Below are 17,460 nucleotides of genomic sequence, written 5' to 3' on the forward strand. Positions count from 1 at the left end.
GAAACAGCATGAAGTTTGCATTTCCCATCCTCACTGCCACAGGGGAAGAGTTCAAGGACGTCAAGGCGTTGACGGCGCTGATCAATGGCGAGCAATCGGGTCACTATCTTCTTGGCAACCATAGCAAATGGCACGGTGGCATTCATATCAGCGACAAGAGTGCTCCTTGGTGCAAGGATAAGTATCCTGTCAGAGCCATGGCCGATGGCAAGGTGGTGGCATTCCGGATGATGAAGGATTACTTGACCTCTGAATTTCAGGGGGAGTCCTTGCGTTATTCCAACTGTTTCTGCCTAGTACAGCACGAATATTGTGAAATCAATGCAGAGACCAAGGCAAAAAACGAGTTCACCTTCTACTCGCTCTATATGCATCTGCTGCCTTGGGATCAGTACCAAAGAACCGAGAGGCTGGTACTGAAGAAGGGGTGGAATGCGCGCAATTCCGTTCCCGATGCCGAGCAGCAGCGTGTTGATACCACCTTACCGCGCTTCACGCTACCTAAAGATACCGAACTGGAAATGGACAGTAACACGCCTCCTCAAAAGGGGAGCGTTGGGGGCAAGGAGTATGATTTCATCAAGGTGACGATAAAGAGTCAGCTGTCCAATACCCAGATGAAAGAGGCTGAGAAGGCCGGTGTTGTGGTCAGTCAAGGGAGTTCGGTCTGGATCGCCAATAGTCCGACCGCTGTGGAGGTGATTAAACCCAACTTGCCTACCTGGCTATTCGATCAGATAGAGGCGGAACTGCTGACTAATATGGTTGGCCGTGCGGATCCTGGAGTTGATGGACCTACAGGCCGTCTGATGGTGGGAGACAAAAGTGTTTCTCTGCCTGCCGGTACCAAGTTGCAGTATGATGCACACCAACTCGAATTCCATTGGGATGGTGACAAGACACTCAAGATGGCTAGATGCAACTATGTGACACCGGATACTGAGGGGGCTGCAGGTGGTAGTGGCATGGCCTGGGTATGTGTGGAAGACAAATTTATCAAAGCAAAAACGCTTCCTCCCTCCCATCTCGGCGAACTCTACGTGTTGCCATCTCCCGTGGCCATCGCGGCGGGTGAGATCATTGGGTATCTCGGCTTGGTAGAAACGCCAGGCTCTCTGATTGGAGGCAAAAAGAGCAAGTATCAAGTCCATCTTGAAGTCTTCACCCAGGATCCTCGTCTTGACGATGTGCTGGCCAACAAGGCGGGAACAAAAGGCGGTGCTACCTATGCCAAGGTCCCGGCGGAACTCGTCTTATACGAAAAGAAAAAGCAGGATGGTAAAGATCTCTGGGTAGCGACTGCTGACAAAAGCCAGGAAGAACTGGTTGAATCACCCAAGCTTGAAAAAGACACTGCCAAGCAGGAGTGGCTCAGCGTATCGTCAGGAAAATATGTCAAGAAAGAGCAAGTGGAGCTTTTGAGCCAGCATGACTGGTTGAAGATTGGTTTTAAAAAGGTCGATGGTTCAGGCTCCGATGGCTATCTGGATCCCGATGCACCCCCCACCTTCTTTACCGAATTGGTAAAGAGTTTCGATACTGATAAGAGTGGTGAGCTTAGCAGTGAAGAAATACAGGCGGCCTTGCAAAACAGCAACAATGCAGAAAAACTTCACAAACTAATCGTCAAGCATCCCAGCGAATGGTATGAAAAGTCATCAGCCAGCAGTTATCTGTGGCTAGATAAACTGATGACCAAGATTGGCTTGCCTGATTTTGACATCTTGGTGGATCACGAGAAACAGCGTATCGATAAGCTGGAGTGGATGCAGAGCGCTGCTAAACTCAAGTTACATCCAGAGTCATGGCACTTTTTCCCATTAATATTCCGAGAAAAGAAGATAGCATCAAGATTACCTAAGAATTTTACAAGATCTGAATTTGTTACCTTTGTCTATGAGTCTGCTAAAGAGAGTCAGGCGATCTCACGTGTACCTGCTGAGATTACTGCTGCCCAAGCAATTTTGGAAACTGGATATGGTAAGAGTGTTCCAATTGATGTTAATACTGGCATTTATAGTTATAACCTTTTTGGTATCAAAGCTCATGGTCATCCCGAGTTTGTTGAGATATACACTCATGAATATGAGGGGGGCGTTAAAGTTAAAATTTTAGATAAATTTAGAGCGTATGATTCTTTTGAGGATAGTATAAGTGGTAGGGCCGATTTTTTTGTAAAAAACAAACGATATCATTCACTTTTTGAATCAAGCGATCCTGTATTATGGGCTCAAGGTCTCCAAGATAAAGGTTATGCCACAGACCCCAAATATGCATATAAATTGATCAGTATCATGAAGACTAATGGATGGGTGAAATGAAGAAAATTATTCTTTTCTTACTGCTTTCTTATAGCTCAATTTCATATGGCAAAGTGGATTATTATTGTTCAAATAAAGATGATATTGGTAGGGTTGAAGCAGAAAGAATAAACAATGTTGATTCTGGATATACAGTTTCAACAAAAGGGCGAAGCTATTTTTATTCAGCTCCAGATGATAAATGTAAAACAAATAAGTTTATTATATTTAAAGATCAGGTTGATGCTTACATGGAATATAATGGCTTTTATTATATCATGTACTTTGGGAAAAATGGTGTGACAACTGAAGGGTGGATGAAGTCAGAGCATCTAAAAGAAAATGGTTATGGTGTGGGTAATAATTGAAACTGGATATATTTTAAAAAACCTAAAGTTTTATCAAGTAATGTATTTCTTTAATATGTAGAAATCTAGTTATTACCGGACATCGGCCTCAAACCGGTGTCTTGCTTACTCTATTTTAGATCGCACTTTCTTCGGTACCAATTTCAGACCTTTTTGAATATGCTTCTGTCCTTCCATCATCCTGTCCTGATGTGGCCATTGGTTGTTGTAGTGTTTCAGATGGCTGTTCAGACTTGTCAGCCTTTGTTCCACTAACGGATGGGTTTTAAAGAACAGTTGTTCGTTTTTATTTAGTGCATGGACCGAAGTCCCCAGAGGTTTGCTGCGGTAGAGTCGTCCTCAGGTGTGTTGGTTGTAGCTGTCTATTACAGATTGCAGGTAGGTCTTGCTAACCCCCATGAGTGTGCTGATGAAGAAGGTGTCGACTGTTACCAGTTTCTCGATGCAGTGCCTTCCTATCTGACGCACTTGAAACTACGGCGGAAGTGTTCGAACAGGTGAATATGCTCACCATTGGGCTAAATCGCCTGTTCACTATGGTTTTTGCGCGGTATAACAAGTGGGGGAGTAAATGCACGCCACAAAAACCGCCCGTACCGACGATTCGGACGCAAAAAGGAAGGTATTTCTGCTGGATTTAAATAATAAGATTGGATGTTTTCTGAAAGGGATAATGGGGTGGCTGATGGGGCTCGAACCCACGACAACCGGAATCACAATCCGGGACTCTACCAACTGAGCTACAGCCACCACTGAAGATATCCATCAATGCTTGCATCGGGGAGATGCATATCATCAATGGCGCGCCCTGCAGGATTCGAACCTGCGACCCACGGCTTAGAAGGCCGTTGCTCTATCCGACTGAGCTAAGGGCGCATTGCCTCGACAAGCCTAGCGGCATGTCGAAAAACTTGGTCGGTGATAAAGGATTCGAACCTTTGACCCTCTGGTCCCAAACCAGATGCGCTACCGGGCTGCGCTAATCACCGAAAATCTCGTCTCCAGCATAGCGACAGTGGCTGTACTGGGCAACGGGCCGGCATCATACCCAAGCGGGAAAGCCAGCGTCAACGAATTTTTCCACCAATGAATTCAAATGCCTACTTATTGCCCTCCATGCGAGAGCCGCTAACACCCGTGGCAAAAAAATGCGACAATGCGCGGCAGTTGAACACATGGTGAGTGAAGAACGATGTCTGCCAAAATCATTGATGGAAAACAGGTTGCGCAAACGATTCGCAATCGGGTCGCAGCGCAAGTCCAACAGCGGTTGGCACAAGGAAAACGGGCGCCGGGCTTGGCGGTCATCCTGGTCGGGGTAGATCCTGCCTCGCAGGTCTATGTCGGCAGCAAGCGGCGCGCCTGTGAAGAGGTGGGCTTTATCTCCCGCTCTTACGATCTGGATGCGACGGCAAGCCAGGAAGAGTTGCTGGCACTGATCGATAAGCTGAATGAAGACGCAGACGTTGACGGTATTCTGGTACAGCTCCCCTTGCCGGCTCACTGCGATACGACTCAGGTATTGGAGCGTATTCGACCCGACAAGGACGTGGATGGTTTCCATCCCTACAACGTCGGTCGGCTGGCACAGCGTATCCCGGCACTGCGCCCCTGTACGCCCAAAGGCATCATGACGCTGATTGAAGCGACCGGTGTTAAAACGCATGGTCTGCATGCGGTAGTAGTCGGGGCATCCAACATCGTCGGCCGGCCGATGACGCTGGAGCTGCTGCTGGCAGGTTGTACTACCACCACCTGTCATCGTTTCACTCAGGATCTGGAAGATCAGGTTCGCCGTGCCGACCTGCTGGTGGTGGCGGTTGGCAAACCCAACTTCATTCCGGGTGAGTGGGTCAAACCGGGGGCGCTGGTGATCGACGTGGGCATCAATCGATTGGCAGACGGCTCTCTGGTCGGTGACGTGGAGTTTGAGACCGCGCGCAATCATGCCTCCTTCATCACGCCCGTACCGGGTGGAGTTGGTCCCATGACGGTTGCCAGCCTGATGGAAAATACCCTGAGCGCCTGTCAGGACTATCACGACAGCGCGCAATGATCTCCTTGTAGTCTGCTCGGGGGAACGAACTTCTCCTGTCAATCGCAGCAATAAAAAAACCGGCAACCTTGCGGCTTGCCGGTTTTTTTATTTATCCAGTTCGACTCTTACATGTTCTGTGCTTCGTTTGGCACAATGACAGAGGCGTGATTGCCTTTCGGCCCCTGCTGCAGTTCAAAGTTGACTGCTTGACCTGCTTTCAACGTCTTGTAGCCTTCCATTTGTATCGTGGAGTAGTGGGCGAAGATATCTTCACCACCTCCTTCCGGACAGATAAACCCAAATCCTTTTGCGTTGTTAAACCACTTGACTGTTCCGGTTGCCATACATCTACATCCTTTTATTGATTACCTTGAAGTCGTTGAGTAACCTGCGCCAGCCCTTTATAACTAGTAACATAGCCCATAGCAGACGGGCGCCGATTAGCAAGTAACCAATCTAGTCTAACTTTTGAGCGAGTCAAGGAGTTGTTAACAACTGATGTGATCTGGTTAACAAGTCTATTGACAATCTTGTGTTAGGCGGTAGTAATCTAGAGGTACCAAAGCGCGATTATGAGCAAGCAGAAAGAACTCTTTGCTAATGAAGAGATTGCAGAAGCAGAGAAAACCAAGCTGCAACCGCCACCCATGTACAAGGTCGTCCTGAACAACGACGACTACACACCGATGGAGTTCGTGGTGGAGGTGCTGCAAAAGTTCTTTGGTATGGATTTGGACAAGGCCACTCAGGTGATGCTGAGCGTGCATTATAGTGGTAAGGGAGTCTGTGGCACGTTCACCGCCGAGATTGCCGAAACCAAAGTGGTCCAGGTCAACACCTATGCACGTAACAACGAACATCCACTGCTGTGTACCATGGAAAAGGCTTGAATCTGATGACTTGATGGCGATGACGACACCACATTGTTGCTGTACTAGGGGAGGTGCCTATGTTGAATAAAGATCTAGAAAAGACGCTGAACGAGGCTTTCAAACTGGCCCGTGACGAGCGCCACGAATTCATGACTGTCGAGCACCTGTTGTTAGCCCTGCTGGATAACAGCTCAGCCCATGAGGCGCTGAGTTCTTGTGGTGCTGACGTGGAGCTGATGCGCAAAGAGATCAGCGCATTCATCAGTCAAACAACCCCACTAATTCCCCGTGACGATGAAGATCGTGAAACCCAGCCCACACTGGGCTTCCAGCGGGTGCTGCAACGCGCCGTGTTCCATGTCCAATCATCGGGCAACACGGAAGTCAGTGGTGCCAACGTGCTGGTTGCCATTTTCAGCGAGCAGGAGTCCCAGGCCGCTTACTTCCTGAAAAAGGCCGAGATCAGCCGGCTGGACGTGGTCAACTTCCTCTCCCATGGTGTGCGCAAAGACAGCAAGCCGGACAACAGCAACAACAATGCCGAGTCCGACGACGATGTGTCTGCCGCCCAGATAGAAAGCTTTGCCACCAACCTCAATCAGCTGGTGCTGGAAGGGCGTATCGATCCGCTCATCGGACGGGATCAGGAGCTCAACCGCACCATCCAGGTGCTCTGCCGTCGTCGCAAGAACAACCCCTTGCTGGTCGGTGAAGCCGGGGTTGGCAAGACGGCCATCGCTGAAGGGCTGGCCTATCGTATCGTCAAGGGCGATGTGCCCGAGGTGATTGCGGGCAGCACTATTTATTCTCTGGACATGGGCTCGCTGCTGGCGGGGACCAAGTATCGCGGTGATTTCGAGAAGCGCCTCAAGGTGCTGCTCAAGCAGATCGAGCGCCAGGAAGGGGCGATCCTGTTCATCGACGAGATCCACACCATCATAGGGGCAGGGGCGGCCTCCGGTGGTCAGCTGGATGCGGCCAACCTCATCAAGCCGCTGCTCTCCAATGGTTTGCTGCGTTGTGTCGGCTCCACCACCTATCAGGAATATTCCCAGATCTTTGAGAAGGACCGTGCTCTGGCGCGTCGTTTCCAGAAGATCGATATCGTCGAGCCCAGCGTGGATAATACCACCCGCATCCTGATGGGGCTCAAGAGCCGCTATGAGGCTCACCATGGGGTGCGCTACACCGTCAAGGCCATCCGCGCCGCGGTGGAGCTCTCTGCCAAGTACATCAATGATCGCCATCTGCCTGACAAAGCGATCGACGTGATCGACGAGGCCGGTGCCGGGCAACGGCTGCTGCCGGCGAGCAAGCGCAAGAAAGTGATCAATGTGCAGGAGATCGAAGCCATTGTGGCCAAGATTGCCCGCATCCCGGAGAAATCAGTCTCGTCTTCCGACAAGGAAGTACTGAAGAATCTGGAGCGCAATCTCAAGATGGTGGTATTTGGTCAGGACAAAGCCATTGAGGTGCTGACCGATTCCATTCGTTTGTCACGTTCGGGCTTGGGTAATGAGCGTCGCCCGGTGGGTTGCTTCCTGTTTGCCGGCCCGACCGGGGTGGGCAAGACCGAGGTCACTCAGCAGTTGGGCAAGGCGCTCGGCGTCGAGGTGCTGCGTTTTGACATGTCGGAGTACATGGAACGCCACACCGTCTCCCGCCTGATCGGGGCACCTCCCGGTTATGTGGGCTTTGAGCAGGGGGGACTCCTGACCGACTCGGTGCTCAAGCATCCGCATTCAGTGGTACTGCTGGACGAGATCGAAAAAGCGCACCCAGATGTGTTCAACCTGCTGCTGCAGGTGATGGACAACGGCACCCTGACCGACAACAACGGGCGCAAGGCGGATTTTCGCAACGTGATCCTGGTGATGACCACCAACGCCGGCGTGCAGGAGACCCAGCGCAAATCCATCGGCTTCCAGCAGCAGGATATGAGCCATGATGCCATGGCGGTGATCAACAAGACGTTCAGCCCGGAGTTTCGCAACCGGCTCGATCATACCATCTGGTTCAACCATCTGGATATGACGGTGATACATCAGGTGGTCGACAAGTTCATCGTCGAGTTGCAGGTACAATTGGATGCCAAGGGCGTGTCTCTTGAAGTGTCCGAGGGTGTCCGCCACTGGTTGGCCGAGAAGGGATATGACAGGGCCATGGGAGCGAGACCCATGGGGCGGGTCATCCAGGAACACCTCAAGAAACCCCTTGCCAATGAGATCCTGTTCGGATCCTTGGTCGATGGGGGGGTAGTGAAGGTTGAGTTGATAAATGACAGCCTCAGCTTTGACTATCAGGTCAATGTTGAAGCAGTTTCCCACTAAGCTTAACGCTGTTGGAAAACCACAAAAAACCCCAACCGGAAGGTTGGGGTTTTTTGCTGAATTCCTGGCTTAGCGAGAGCGGAAAACAATACGTCCCTTGGAGAGATCGTACGGAGTCAGAGCTACCGTTACTTTGTCCCCAGTCAGGATACGGATGTAGTTTTTGCGCATCTTGCCGGAAATATGAGCGATAACCACGTGACCATTCTCCAGTTCCACACGGAACATGGTATTGGGCAGGGTTTCGAGAATAGTGCCCTGCATCTCAATACTGTCTTCTTTAGCCATTGAATCCTCTTGATAAGCCACAACAAAAAATCCGCTGGATCATGCCGGATTTAAGGCTATGTGTAAAGTTTACTCGGGCTTGCTGTCGATATTTTTCCATTCCCCCTGTATCAATCGTTCATGGGGCAGATACTGGCGCTTGTAATTCATCTTGCGGCACTCCTCCACCAGATAGCCCAGATATAGCCAGCTGCGACCGGTTCTTCTGGCCAGTTCCAACTGACTCAGAATGGCGAAGGTACCGAGGGAACGATCCGCATGGGCCGGGTCGAAAAAGGTGTACATGGCGCTGAGGGAATGGGGCAGCAGATCCGTGGTTGCGACCCCGATCAGCCGGTTATCCTTGCGCATTTCCAGATAGAGAGGCGGCATCCAGTCGCAGTGCAGGAAGCCCTTGTACTGGGTACGGCTGGGGGGATACATGCTGCCGTCATGATGGCGTTCGCGAATGTAGCGTTCATAGAGCTGGTAGTACTCTGGCTTGTCGTCGTAGCTGAGTACCAGTTCGATATCCTGATTGAGCTGGCGGATCCGCTTCTGGCTGCGGCTCGGCACGAAGCGCTCGCTGTGGATGCGCAGGGACTGGCAGGCATTGCAGGCCGGGCAGTGGGGACGATAGATGTCGTTGCCGCTGCGCCGAAAGCCGGCCGTCAGCAGGCGTTCGTAGCCGCTGGCATTGAGCAGGCTGTGATCCATCAACACCAGCAATTGCTCCTGCTCATGACCCAGATAGCTGCATTGGTGCTTCGGGGTCAGCCCTACCTTGAGGATCACTTCTTCGGTCATAACAGAATGCTCCCCGTTTGCCAGCAATTGGCCGCCAGCGGTTGTCGGCTCAGTTGTGCCAGCGTCGTCAAAAATTGGCGTCTTGGCCACTCTTCTATTCCCAGGGTGGCCAAAAAATCGTTCTGCATCTGGCAATCGATCAAGGCGCCATCATGGCGGGCGAAGTGTCGGCAGAGGGCCACCATGGCCAGTTTGGCGCCGTTGTCGATACGACTGAACATGGACTCGCCGCAGAACACCCGGCCGAGGGAGAGGCCATAGAGGCCGGCTTGCAACTGGCCCCCCTGCCAGATCTCGATGGAGTGGGCATGGCCAAGGCGGTGCAATTGTCGATAGGCGTCGATCATGGGTGTGCTAATCCAGGTTCCACTGGCACTGCGACGGGGCGCGGCGCAGGCTGCTATAACCTCATTAAAGGCGCGATCGATGGAAATATCGAATGAGGTACCACGGATAAATTTACGGAGGGTGCGACCGATGTGCAGCTGTTCAGGCCGGATGACGCCTCTGGGATCTGGTGACCACCACAGCAGCGGCTGGTGGGGTTCATTCCACGGGAAGATCCCCTTGTGGTAAGCTGCCAGCAGACGGGCAGCGGAGAGATCCCCGCCGATCGCCAGCAGGCCGTTGGGTTCCTCCAGGGCATGCTCGGGGTCGGGAAACCAGCACAGCTCATCATCCAATTGGGTAAGATAGCGAGACATAAGGTAACGAGGTTCATAGATGAAGGCCATTATCCTGATAGTATCCAGCTTGTTTTGCTTTGTCACTGCGCCCGCCTGGGCGCAGGTCTACGAGCGCAATACGGCAAGACCCGTGAATCAGGTGGTGTTTGGCCAGGTCGAGACGGTGCGCAACATCACCCAGCGCCAAATTCTGGAGTCAGAACACTCCGGCTGGAAAACCCTGGGCGGCGCCGTCCTGGGCGGTCTGCTTGGCAACCAGTTTGGTGGCGGTCATGGCCGTGAAATCGCTACTGCGGTCGGTGCATTGGCGGGGGCGGCCGCGGCGCAGCAGTATCAATCGGGCGGCAGCGTGGTGGAGAACAAGCTGGTGGAGCTGCTTATTCGCAACGAGCAAAACGGGCTGGTGAACGTCATTCAGGATTACGATCCGGCCATGGTGTTCATGAACGGCGACAAGGTGCGCATCCTCTATTTCGACGATGGCGTGCGGGTCGACAAGACCTATTGAAGCAGGCGCTGGCTCAGGCGGTCATCAAGGGGGGAGAAGTGACCCGACGCGCTGCCGGCTGGGCAAGCTGTCGGGCGGGTACTACACGGAGAACATCTGGCGAGGTAACGTCAGGCCGATGAGTCCTGCGACACTATCTTGTCACGGCCGGTGTTCTTTGCCTGATAGAGCAGGCGATCCGCCTCGCTCAGTGCCTCGTCCATGGAACCACGCCCGACCTTGATCACGCCGAAACTGGCGCGAACAAACAGCGGCGTCTCCCTGGACAGGGGTTGCTGGCGCATCTGCTGGCGCAGCCCCTCCAGCCGTTTGAGCAGCACCGGCACGGTGCAGTGGGGCACCATCAGGGCAAACTCTTCGCCACCAAAACGGGCGATCATGGCATCTGGGAAGAACTGGGTGAGCAGTCGGGTGAGGTGGCAGAGCAGCTGATCGCCGATGGCATGGCCCCAGTGATCGTTCACTTGCTTGAAGTGATCCACATCGAGCACGCACAGCGCAAGCGGTGTCTCCTGACGCTGGTGTTCCTCGAACCATTTCTGTCCTTCATTGAACCAGTAGCGCCGGTTGTAGAGCCCGGTCAGGTAGTCGCGATTGGCCGACTCCTGGATGCTGTTGAACTGCTCCAGCGCTTCCAGGTTGTGGCTTACCCGGCATTGCAGCTCTTCCGGCTCGAACGGCTGGTTGAGGAAGTCGTTGGCACCCTGCTTGAGGTAGCGGGCAGAGAGGCCGCGCTTGTCCGACACCGAGATGCCGATGATGGCGAGCTGCTGCTTGCTGTAACGCTCGCGCAGCATGCGCACCAGGCTGATCCCGTCAATTTCTGGCATGTAGTAGTCGACCAGCACCAGCCGAATGGCCGGGTTCTGTTCGAGCTGGGCCAGGGCTTCGCGGGCGTGGCTCGCCTCATGCACCTGCAGCAGCTGCTTGCGCAACTGGGCCATGGTGCGATGGCGTGAGGTACGTGAATCATCGACCACCAGCACTTCAATGCGCTGGTTGAGGTAGAGGCGATGAACCAGGCTGACGGCGTATTGCAGGGAGTGGCGTGAATCTTTCATCACATAGTCCAGTACTCCTGCCTCCAGCCAGGCTGCGCGCTTCTCCTCGCTGATATCGGCAGTGAGGATCACCACCGGCAAGCCCCGCTCCAGCAACACCTTGACCGCTTCCCCGCTGGGGGCATCCGGCAGGGTCAGATCCACCAGCGCCACCACGTACTCTTCTCCCCGGCAGTGGCGGGCCCCCTCCAGGGTATCGAATGCATCGATCTCCAGCCCGGTTTGCTGGGCAATGGCCTGGATCAGCATCCGTCGAATGGTCAGACTGTCCTCGACTATCAATATTTTCTGTTTCATCCGGCTCCTTAAAGTAAAAAGGCATGCCTCGCGGCATGCCTTTTATATCCCTTGTGCTTATTGCGCGTCCAGATAGCGCTCGGCATCGAGGGCGGCCATACAGCCGGTGCCGGCCGAGGTGATGGCCTGGCGGTAGGTGTGGTCAGCCACGTCACCGGCGGCAAATACCCCTTCGATACTGGTCTGGGTGGCGAAGCCGTCGAGGCCGCCACGCACCTTCAGATAGCCGTTCTGCATATCCAGCTGGTCGGCGAAGATCTGGGTATTGGGCTGGTGACCGATGGCGATGAAGACGCCCATCAGGGGCAGGTCGGTGGTGGTGTCGTTCTGGGTGTTGCGCAGACGCACGCCGGTCACCCCCATGTCGTCGCCCAGCACTTCGTCCAGAGTCTGGTGGGTGTGCAGCACGATATTGCCGCTGGCCACCTTGTCGTGCAGACGCTTGATCAGGATCTTCTCGGCGCGGAACTCGTCGCGACGGTGAATGAGATGCACCTTCTTGGCGATGTTGGCCAGATAGAGCGCCTCTTCCACGGCGGTGTTGCCGCCGCCGACCACGGCCACTTCCTGATTGCGATAGAAGAAGCCGTCACAGGTGGCGCAGGCGGAGACGCCGCGGCCCTTGAAGGCCTCTTCGGAAGGCAGGCCCAGATACTTGGCGGAGGCACCGGTGGCGATGATCAGCGCATCACAGGTGTATTCGCCGTTGTCGCCCTTGAGACGGAACGGACGCTGGGTCAGCTGTACTTCATTGATGTGGTCGAACAGAATGCGGGTGTCGAACTTCTCCGCATGCTCTTTCATGCGCTCCATCAGGGCCGGACCGGTCAGACCCTCGGGGTCACCGGGCCAGTTCTCCACTTCGGTGGTGGTAGTCAGCTGACCGCCTTGCTGCATGCCGGTGATGAGCAGCGGATTGAGGTTGGCACGGGCGGCATAGACGGCGGCAGTGTAACCCGCCGGGCCTGACCCCAGGATCAGCAGTTTGCTATGAGTGACTTGGCTCATGATGTGATTTCCGAGACGTGATGAGTTTGCGCGATTGTAGGTAATTCGTGATAAGGGGTCAAAGGCCAGTGAGTCGATTGCATCAATCGGCTGGCGGGGTGGGAGGAGGGTAAGAAAGGGCTGAAAACATGCCCTGTCGCGGAAGGCTCCTCTGCCGGGCCCGGTGCGCCTTGATAAGGAGCTCAATGGCTCTCTCTGACTTTCTCGCCATGGTGATGTGAGAGGTGGCGCTTGGTATCCGCTGGCGCTTCCCGGGCGTGGCACGCATTCCTATTGAAAAGGTGGGGAAGGGGGCTTGCTGCCGCGTTTGCCAGCGGGGGCTGCCCGCCCGGCTGATCCTGCCCGCTGGTGTGGCGGCGATCTAGGCGCGATTGACAAGTTTTGGCGCAGTGGCCCTCGCTGCCGATGCTTTGCAGCACAGCGTCTCTGGCCATGGTTGCCTCATTAGTGCGGGGGGCAGCTAATCAGGCCGCGCATTGACATGAGGGGGGATCTCGCTGGGGTGGCCGCTTCCTCGATGGGCACATTCATGATGGTGGCCTCTCGTTATCCTGCAGGGCGAATGCCAAATCATTGCCGGGCAGTTGCGACGAAGACGCAGGGAGGGGGAGTCGTTATGTTTTGAGTCTGATGGATACGCCGGCCGCGGTGAAAATTACTGCAATGCAGGACAAAATAGCGACAGTGGCAGCGCGATAATCTGCACCACCTGAATCAATGCCGCTTCCTGCGCCGCTTTGGGCGAAAACAGTATGGTTTCGTGCTGTCAGTTCACGTACACTGGCCACAGCCATGCCTACGCGGTATTCATGGTTTTTTATTTCTTTAGGTACACCGATAATCATGCTATCCCTCGACTATCGATTGGTGGTTTATGTTGCAAGCTAGTTTGGCAACATTTGCGCCTTGCATATTCAGGTATTGACAGGATTTGTGACCATAATTATAAAATGACTGGTGATTCTTACCAAAAAATAGCCAAAGGATGGAATAAATGATGGAAGCTAAGAGTCGGCTAAAGGATTTGGACAGGATTGACCGCAACATTCTGAATGAGCTGCAAAAGGATGGCAGAATTTCGAACGTTGAGTTGTCCAAACGAGTTGGCCTGAGTCCTACACCGTGTCTGGAACGGGTTCGTCGCCTCGAGCGACAAGGGTATATCGAAGGGTATGCCGCCATTCTGAACCCTCATTATCTGGACGCGTCTCTGCTGGTATTCGTGGAAATTACCCTCAATCGCGGTGCCCCCGATGTGTTTGAACAGTTCAACAAGGCTGTTCAGGTGCTCGAGGAGATCCAGGAGTGCCATCTGGTCTCCGGCGATTTCGACTATCTGCTCAAGACCCGAGTCAGCGACATGTCGGCCTATCGCCGTCTGCTGGGGGAAACCCTGCTGCGTCTGCCCGGTGTCAACGACACTCGCACCTATGTGGTGATGGAAGAGGTCAAACAGAGCAGTCGTCTGGTGATCAGCACCCGTTGAGTCGGGTTATGCTGTGGCTTGCCAGCCTTGCGACAAGTCACGACATTCAGAAACGAGCGGCCGGTCCGCTCGTTTCTTCTTATCGAGTCGGTTGTGAATATGGCCGCCACGCCAGGCACTGGCTGACAACCGGTGGGCTTTTCAGGGATACTAGGCCCCCTTATCCCCCTGCATTACATGTTTTCAGAAAGGAGCCGGAGTTTGGCCGATAAAAAGCTGTTTACTCCTTTATCAGGTACACAACGGATCTTCGAAGCCGTCTTGATCGCCATCACCCTGATGGCTGCCTATCTCTTGCTTGCCCTGTTGTCCTACCACCCCGCCGATCCCGGTTGGTCCCAGACCTCCTGGCAAGGGGAGGTGAAAAACCTCGCCGGCAGCGCGGGGGCCTGGCTCGCCGACATCACCATGTTTACCTTCGGGGCGTTTTCCTATCTGGTGCCTCCCCTGGTCGTGCTGCTGGGCTGGAGCCTGTTCTGGCGTCCAAGCCGGCTGCTCGATGTGGATTACCTCACCCTGTCGGTGCGCATCGTCGGTTTCGTGCTGACCGTGCTCGGCATGTCCGCCATCGCCAGCATGAACTTCAATGATCTGCAGAATTTTTCCGCCGGCGGCCTGGTGGGGGACGTGATCTCCTCCGCCGTGGTGCCGCTGTTTGGCGGGGTCGGTGCCAACCTGATGCTGCTCTGCTTCGTGGCCACCGGCATCACCCTGTTCACCGGCTGGTCCTGGCTGACCATCGTCGAGCGGATCGGGGCCGCCTGCACCGGTTCGGTCAGCGCCGTTTACCATTTTCCCACCACCCTTGGCCGCTGGCTGACCGGTGGCTGGCGCCAGCCGCGCGTTGAGGGGCCGGATCCCTTGCTGGAAGGGGGCGTGGGGGCCATCGAGCTCGATGACGAGGAAGATGAACCGCACTCCAGCTGGACCCGTCGTCCCAAGGAAAAGGCCAGCGCCAAGAGCCAGAAGGCCAAGTCCGATGAGTGGCTGCCCGAGCTTGACGAGGATACCTTCCAGTTCGACCCGCAGTTTGACGATGAAGATGACGAGCCGGCCCCGGTGGCCAAGGCCAGGCGAGCCGCCACCAACGGCGCCCGTCGTCAGCCAGCCCTGGTGACGGCCGATGACGAGGACGATGATCTCGACCTGCCCTGGGCAGAAGGGGATGAAGAGGCGCCTGCGCCGGCTGCTCCCACGCCCGGCAAGCCCAAGCGCCGCCTGCAACCTGGGTTGCCACCCTTGCCCAGCATCGAGCTGCTGGACCGTCCGCCCGCCAAGACTCAGATGATGAGCAAGGACGAGCTGGAGCGCATGGGCCGGCTGGTGGAGGCGAAACTGGCCGACTACAACGTGCAGGCCAAGGTGGTGGGTGTCTATCCGGGCCCCGTCATCACCCGTTTCGAACTGGATCTGGCGCCTGGCATGAAGGCGAGCAAGATCACCAACCTCTCCCGCGATCTGGCCCGCTCTCTGTCGGCCAGCAGCGTGCGGGTGGTGGAAGTGATCCCGGGCAAGACGTTCGTCGGGATCGAGCTGCCCAACCGGGTGCGTCAGACCGTCTACCTGCGCGAGACCCTCGACTGCGACGCCTTCCGCGATAGCCGCAACCCGCTCACCATGGGGTTGGGTCAGGACATCGCTGGCGAACCCGTGGTGGTTAACCTTGCCAAGATGCCCCACCTGCTGGTGGCCGGTACCACCGGCTCCGGTAAGTCGGTGGGGGTGAACACCATGATCATCTCCATGCTCTACAAGTCGACGCCGGACGATCTGCGCTTCATCATGATCGACCCCAAGATGCTGGAGCTGTCGGTCTACGAGGGGATCCCCCATCTGCTGACCGAGGTGGTGACCGACATGAAGGACGCCGCCAACGCCCTGCGCTGGTGCGTGGGCGAGATGGAGCGTCGCTACAAGCTGATGTCGGCGGTCGGGGTGCGCAACCTCAAGGGCTACAACGACAAGGTGCTGGCGGCCATCGAGGAGGGGGAACCCCTGCTGGATCCGCTGTGGCGTCCGGGCGACTCCATGGATCAGATGCCGCCTGAGCTGGAAAAACTGCCCCACATCGTGGTGGTGGTGGACGAGTTTGCCGACATGATGATGATCGTCGGCAAGAAGGTGGAGGAGCTGATCGCCCGTATCGCCCAGAAGGCGCGGGCGGCCGGTATTCACCTGATCCTGGCGACCCAGCGTCCGTCGGTGGATGTCATTACCGGTCTCATCAAGGCCAACATCCCGACCCGTATCTCGTTCCAGGTGTCGAGCAAGATCGACTCCCGTACCATCATCGATCAGGGCGGTGCCGAATCCCTGCTTGGCATGGGCGACATGCTCTACATGCCGGCCGGTACCTCCAACCCGACCCGGGTGCACGGCGCCTTTGTCGATGACCACGAGGTGCACAAGGTGGTGGCGGACTGGAAACTGCGCGGCGAGCCGAACTACATCGAGGAGATCCTCTCCGGTGAATCCGGCGGCGAGGGCGGCAGCGGCGAATATGGCGGTGGTGACGACGAAGAGCTCGACCCCCTGTTCGACGAGGCGGTGGCCTTCGTGGTGGAGTCGCGCCGCGGCTCGACCTCCAGCGTGCAGCGCAAGTTCAAGATTGGTTACAACCGGGCGGCCCGTCTCATCGAGCAGATGGAAAACCAGGGCATCGTCAGCGCCCCGGGCGGCAATGGTCAGCGCGACGTGCTGGCCCCGCCACCGGTACGGGATTAAGCCTCAGCCCTCTATCATCCTGGCCATGCCCCCTGCGGGCGTGGCCTTTTATCGAGATAGCCGTTATGAAAAGCATGATGAAAAAACAACTGTTGATGGGCACTGTGCTGCTGGTTGCCAGCAGCCAGGTGTGGGCCGACGCGGCCAGCGATCTCAAGCAGAAGCTGGCGGGGGTGAGCCTCTTCTCCGCCAAGTTTGCCCAGACCGTCTATGACAGCAAGGGCAAGGAGTTGCAGCGCGCCGGTGGCGATCTGCTGGTGCAGCGCCCCAATCGCTTCAACTGGCACACCACCTCGCCGGACGAGAGCCTGATCGTGGCCGATGGCAAGGATGTCTGGGTCTATGATCCCTTCGTCGAGCAGGTGACCGCCCTCAAGATGAAGGATGCGGTGCTCAACACCCCCTTCGTGCTGATCGCCGGCAACGACAACAGCCTCTGGAAGAACTATGACGTGACCCAGGAAGGGGATGTCTATACCGTCACCAGTCGTAATCAGGACGAGCTGATCGCCTCCTTCCGCATCACCTTCGACAGGCAGAACAACATCAGCCGCTTCGACGTGAAAGAGGCCCAGGGCCAGTGGAGCGAGTTCACCCTGAGCAACTTCAACCGCAAGCCGGTGCTCAAGGGCAACGAATTTGTCTTCAAGATCCCGAAGGGGGTCGCGCTGGACGATCAGCGCTGATGAGCAGACGGTCGCTGGATTT

Annotated in this window: 16 protein-coding genes, 3 tRNA genes and 1 pseudogene; 9 read left to right on the top strand and 11 right to left on the bottom strand. The window is 55.5% G+C overall.

The window, feature by feature from the left end:
• Positions 1 to 8 precede the first annotated feature (8 nt).
• Complete coding sequence (locus OKC29_RS00775; RefSeq protein WP_073349885.1) at positions 9 to 2,321, top strand: glycoside hydrolase family 73 protein; 2,313 nt, start codon at positions 9 to 11, stop codon at positions 2,319 to 2,321.
• Positions 2,318 to 2,668 (top strand): hypothetical protein, encoded by a 351-nt coding sequence (locus OKC29_RS00780; RefSeq protein ID WP_123785013.1) that lies wholly within the window; start codon positions 2,318 to 2,320, stop codon positions 2,666 to 2,668. Before OKC29_RS00775 ends, OKC29_RS00780 begins: the two co-directional genes overlap by 4 nt.
• A 105-nt stretch (positions 2,669 to 2,773) precedes the next feature.
• Here the strand turns inward: OKC29_RS00780 and OKC29_RS23020 are convergent.
• The 4 genes and pseudogenes from OKC29_RS23020 to OKC29_RS00795 all read right to left on the bottom strand — a co-directional run.
• Positions 2,774 to 2,920: pseudogene (locus OKC29_RS23020) on the bottom strand (IS481 family transposase); the annotation flags it as partial.
• 422 nt (positions 2,921 to 3,342) lie between these two features.
• Positions 3,343 to 3,418 (bottom strand) — tRNA-His (locus OKC29_RS00785).
• Between the two features lie 49 nt (positions 3,419 to 3,467).
• Positions 3,468 to 3,544, bottom strand: a tRNA-Arg gene (locus OKC29_RS00790).
• Positions 3,545 to 3,580: 36 nt separating this feature from the next.
• Positions 3,581 to 3,657, bottom strand: a tRNA-Pro gene (locus OKC29_RS00795).
• A 203-nt stretch (positions 3,658 to 3,860) separates the two neighbouring features.
• Between OKC29_RS00795 and folD the strand changes: the two genes are divergently transcribed.
• A complete protein-coding gene (folD, locus tag OKC29_RS00800; RefSeq protein ID WP_073349886.1) occupies positions 3,861 to 4,724 on the top strand; it encodes a bifunctional methylenetetrahydrofolate dehydrogenase/methenyltetrahydrofolate cyclohydrolase FolD in 864 nt (287 codons plus the stop codon).
• 107 nt (positions 4,725 to 4,831) lie between these two features.
• Here the strand turns inward: folD and cspD are convergent, their stop codons facing one another.
• Positions 4,832 to 5,050, bottom strand: coding sequence for a cold shock-like protein CspD (gene cspD, locus OKC29_RS00805; RefSeq protein WP_005300025.1), 219 nt, complete (start codon positions 5,048 to 5,050; stop codon positions 4,832 to 4,834).
• Between the two features lie 228 nt (positions 5,051 to 5,278).
• On the opposite strand from cspD, the gene clpS reads away from it, so the two are divergent.
• Positions 5,279 to 5,596: an ATP-dependent Clp protease adapter ClpS gene (clpS, locus tag OKC29_RS00810; protein WP_005300028.1), complete on the top strand. Its 318-nt coding sequence runs from the start codon at positions 5,279 to 5,281 to the stop codon at positions 5,594 to 5,596.
• 59 nt (positions 5,597 to 5,655) lie between these two features.
• The gene (gene clpA / locus OKC29_RS00815) at positions 5,656 to 7,908 is read left to right on the top strand and encodes an ATP-dependent Clp protease ATP-binding subunit ClpA (protein WP_270668755.1); all 2,253 of its coding nucleotides are present in this window, start codon (positions 5,656 to 5,658) and stop codon (positions 7,906 to 7,908) included.
• 69 nt (positions 7,909 to 7,977) lie between these two features.
• Here the strand turns inward: clpA and infA are convergent, their stop codons facing one another.
• From infA to aat, 3 genes are all read right to left on the bottom strand, one after another.
• Positions 7,978 to 8,196: a translation initiation factor IF-1 gene (gene infA, locus OKC29_RS00820; RefSeq protein ID WP_005300033.1), complete on the bottom strand. Its 219-nt coding sequence runs from the start codon at positions 8,194 to 8,196 to the stop codon at positions 7,978 to 7,980.
• 69 nt (positions 8,197 to 8,265) lie between these two features.
• Positions 8,266 to 8,982, bottom strand: coding sequence for an arginyltransferase (locus OKC29_RS00825; protein ID WP_011705735.1), 717 nt, complete (start codon positions 8,980 to 8,982; stop codon positions 8,266 to 8,268).
• A complete protein-coding gene (gene aat, locus OKC29_RS00830) occupies positions 8,979 to 9,686 on the bottom strand; it encodes a leucyl/phenylalanyl-tRNA--protein transferase (RefSeq protein ID WP_073352415.1) in 708 nt (235 codons plus the stop codon). The genes OKC29_RS00825 and aat overlap by 4 nt, the downstream gene beginning before the upstream one ends.
• A gap of 19 nt (positions 9,687 to 9,705) precedes the next feature.
• On the opposite strand from aat, the gene OKC29_RS00835 reads away from it, so the two are divergent.
• The gene (locus OKC29_RS00835) at positions 9,706 to 10,176 is read left to right on the top strand and encodes a glycine zipper 2TM domain-containing protein (RefSeq protein ID WP_016350454.1); all 471 of its coding nucleotides are present in this window, start codon (positions 9,706 to 9,708) and stop codon (positions 10,174 to 10,176) included.
• 110 nt (positions 10,177 to 10,286) lie between these two features.
• Here OKC29_RS00835 and OKC29_RS00840 read toward each other — a convergent pair whose 3' ends face one another.
• The 3 genes from OKC29_RS00840 to OKC29_RS00850 form a co-directional block, all read right to left on the bottom strand.
• Positions 10,287 to 11,534 (bottom strand): response regulator, encoded by a 1,248-nt coding sequence (locus tag OKC29_RS00840; RefSeq protein ID WP_011705738.1) that lies wholly within the window; start codon positions 11,532 to 11,534, stop codon positions 10,287 to 10,289.
• Between the two features lie 57 nt (positions 11,535 to 11,591).
• Positions 11,592 to 12,542, bottom strand: coding sequence for a thioredoxin-disulfide reductase (trxB, locus tag OKC29_RS00845; protein WP_017409663.1), 951 nt, complete (start codon positions 12,540 to 12,542; stop codon positions 11,592 to 11,594).
• 614 nt (positions 12,543 to 13,156) lie between these two features.
• Positions 13,157 to 13,387: an alanine dehydrogenase gene (locus OKC29_RS00850; RefSeq protein ID WP_083557438.1), complete on the bottom strand. Its 231-nt coding sequence runs from the start codon at positions 13,385 to 13,387 to the stop codon at positions 13,157 to 13,159.
• Between the two features lie 149 nt (positions 13,388 to 13,536).
• Here OKC29_RS00850 and lrp point away from each other — a divergent pair, with 149 nt between their 5' ends.
• The 3 genes from lrp to lolA all read left to right on the top strand — a co-directional run bounded on the left by lrp (position 13,537) and on the right by lolA (position 17,438).
• A complete protein-coding gene (gene lrp, locus OKC29_RS00855; RefSeq protein WP_005300047.1) occupies positions 13,537 to 14,028 on the top strand; it encodes a leucine-responsive transcriptional regulator Lrp in 492 nt (163 codons plus the stop codon).
• A gap of 201 nt (positions 14,029 to 14,229) precedes the next feature.
• Positions 14,230 to 16,752, top strand: coding sequence for a DNA translocase FtsK (locus OKC29_RS00860; RefSeq protein WP_073349888.1), 2,523 nt, complete (start codon positions 14,230 to 14,232; stop codon positions 16,750 to 16,752).
• Between the two features lie 77 nt (positions 16,753 to 16,829).
• The gene (lolA, locus tag OKC29_RS00865) at positions 16,830 to 17,438 is read left to right on the top strand and encodes an outer membrane lipoprotein chaperone LolA (protein ID WP_011705742.1); all 609 of its coding nucleotides are present in this window, start codon (positions 16,830 to 16,832) and stop codon (positions 17,436 to 17,438) included.
• The last annotated feature ends 22 nt before the right edge of the window (positions 17,439 to 17,460 follow it).

The sequence above is a fragment of the Aeromonas sp. QDB34 genome, from assembly GCF_027705405.1.
Taxonomy (GTDB): domain Bacteria; phylum Pseudomonadota; class Gammaproteobacteria; order Enterobacterales; family Aeromonadaceae; genus Aeromonas; species Aeromonas hydrophila.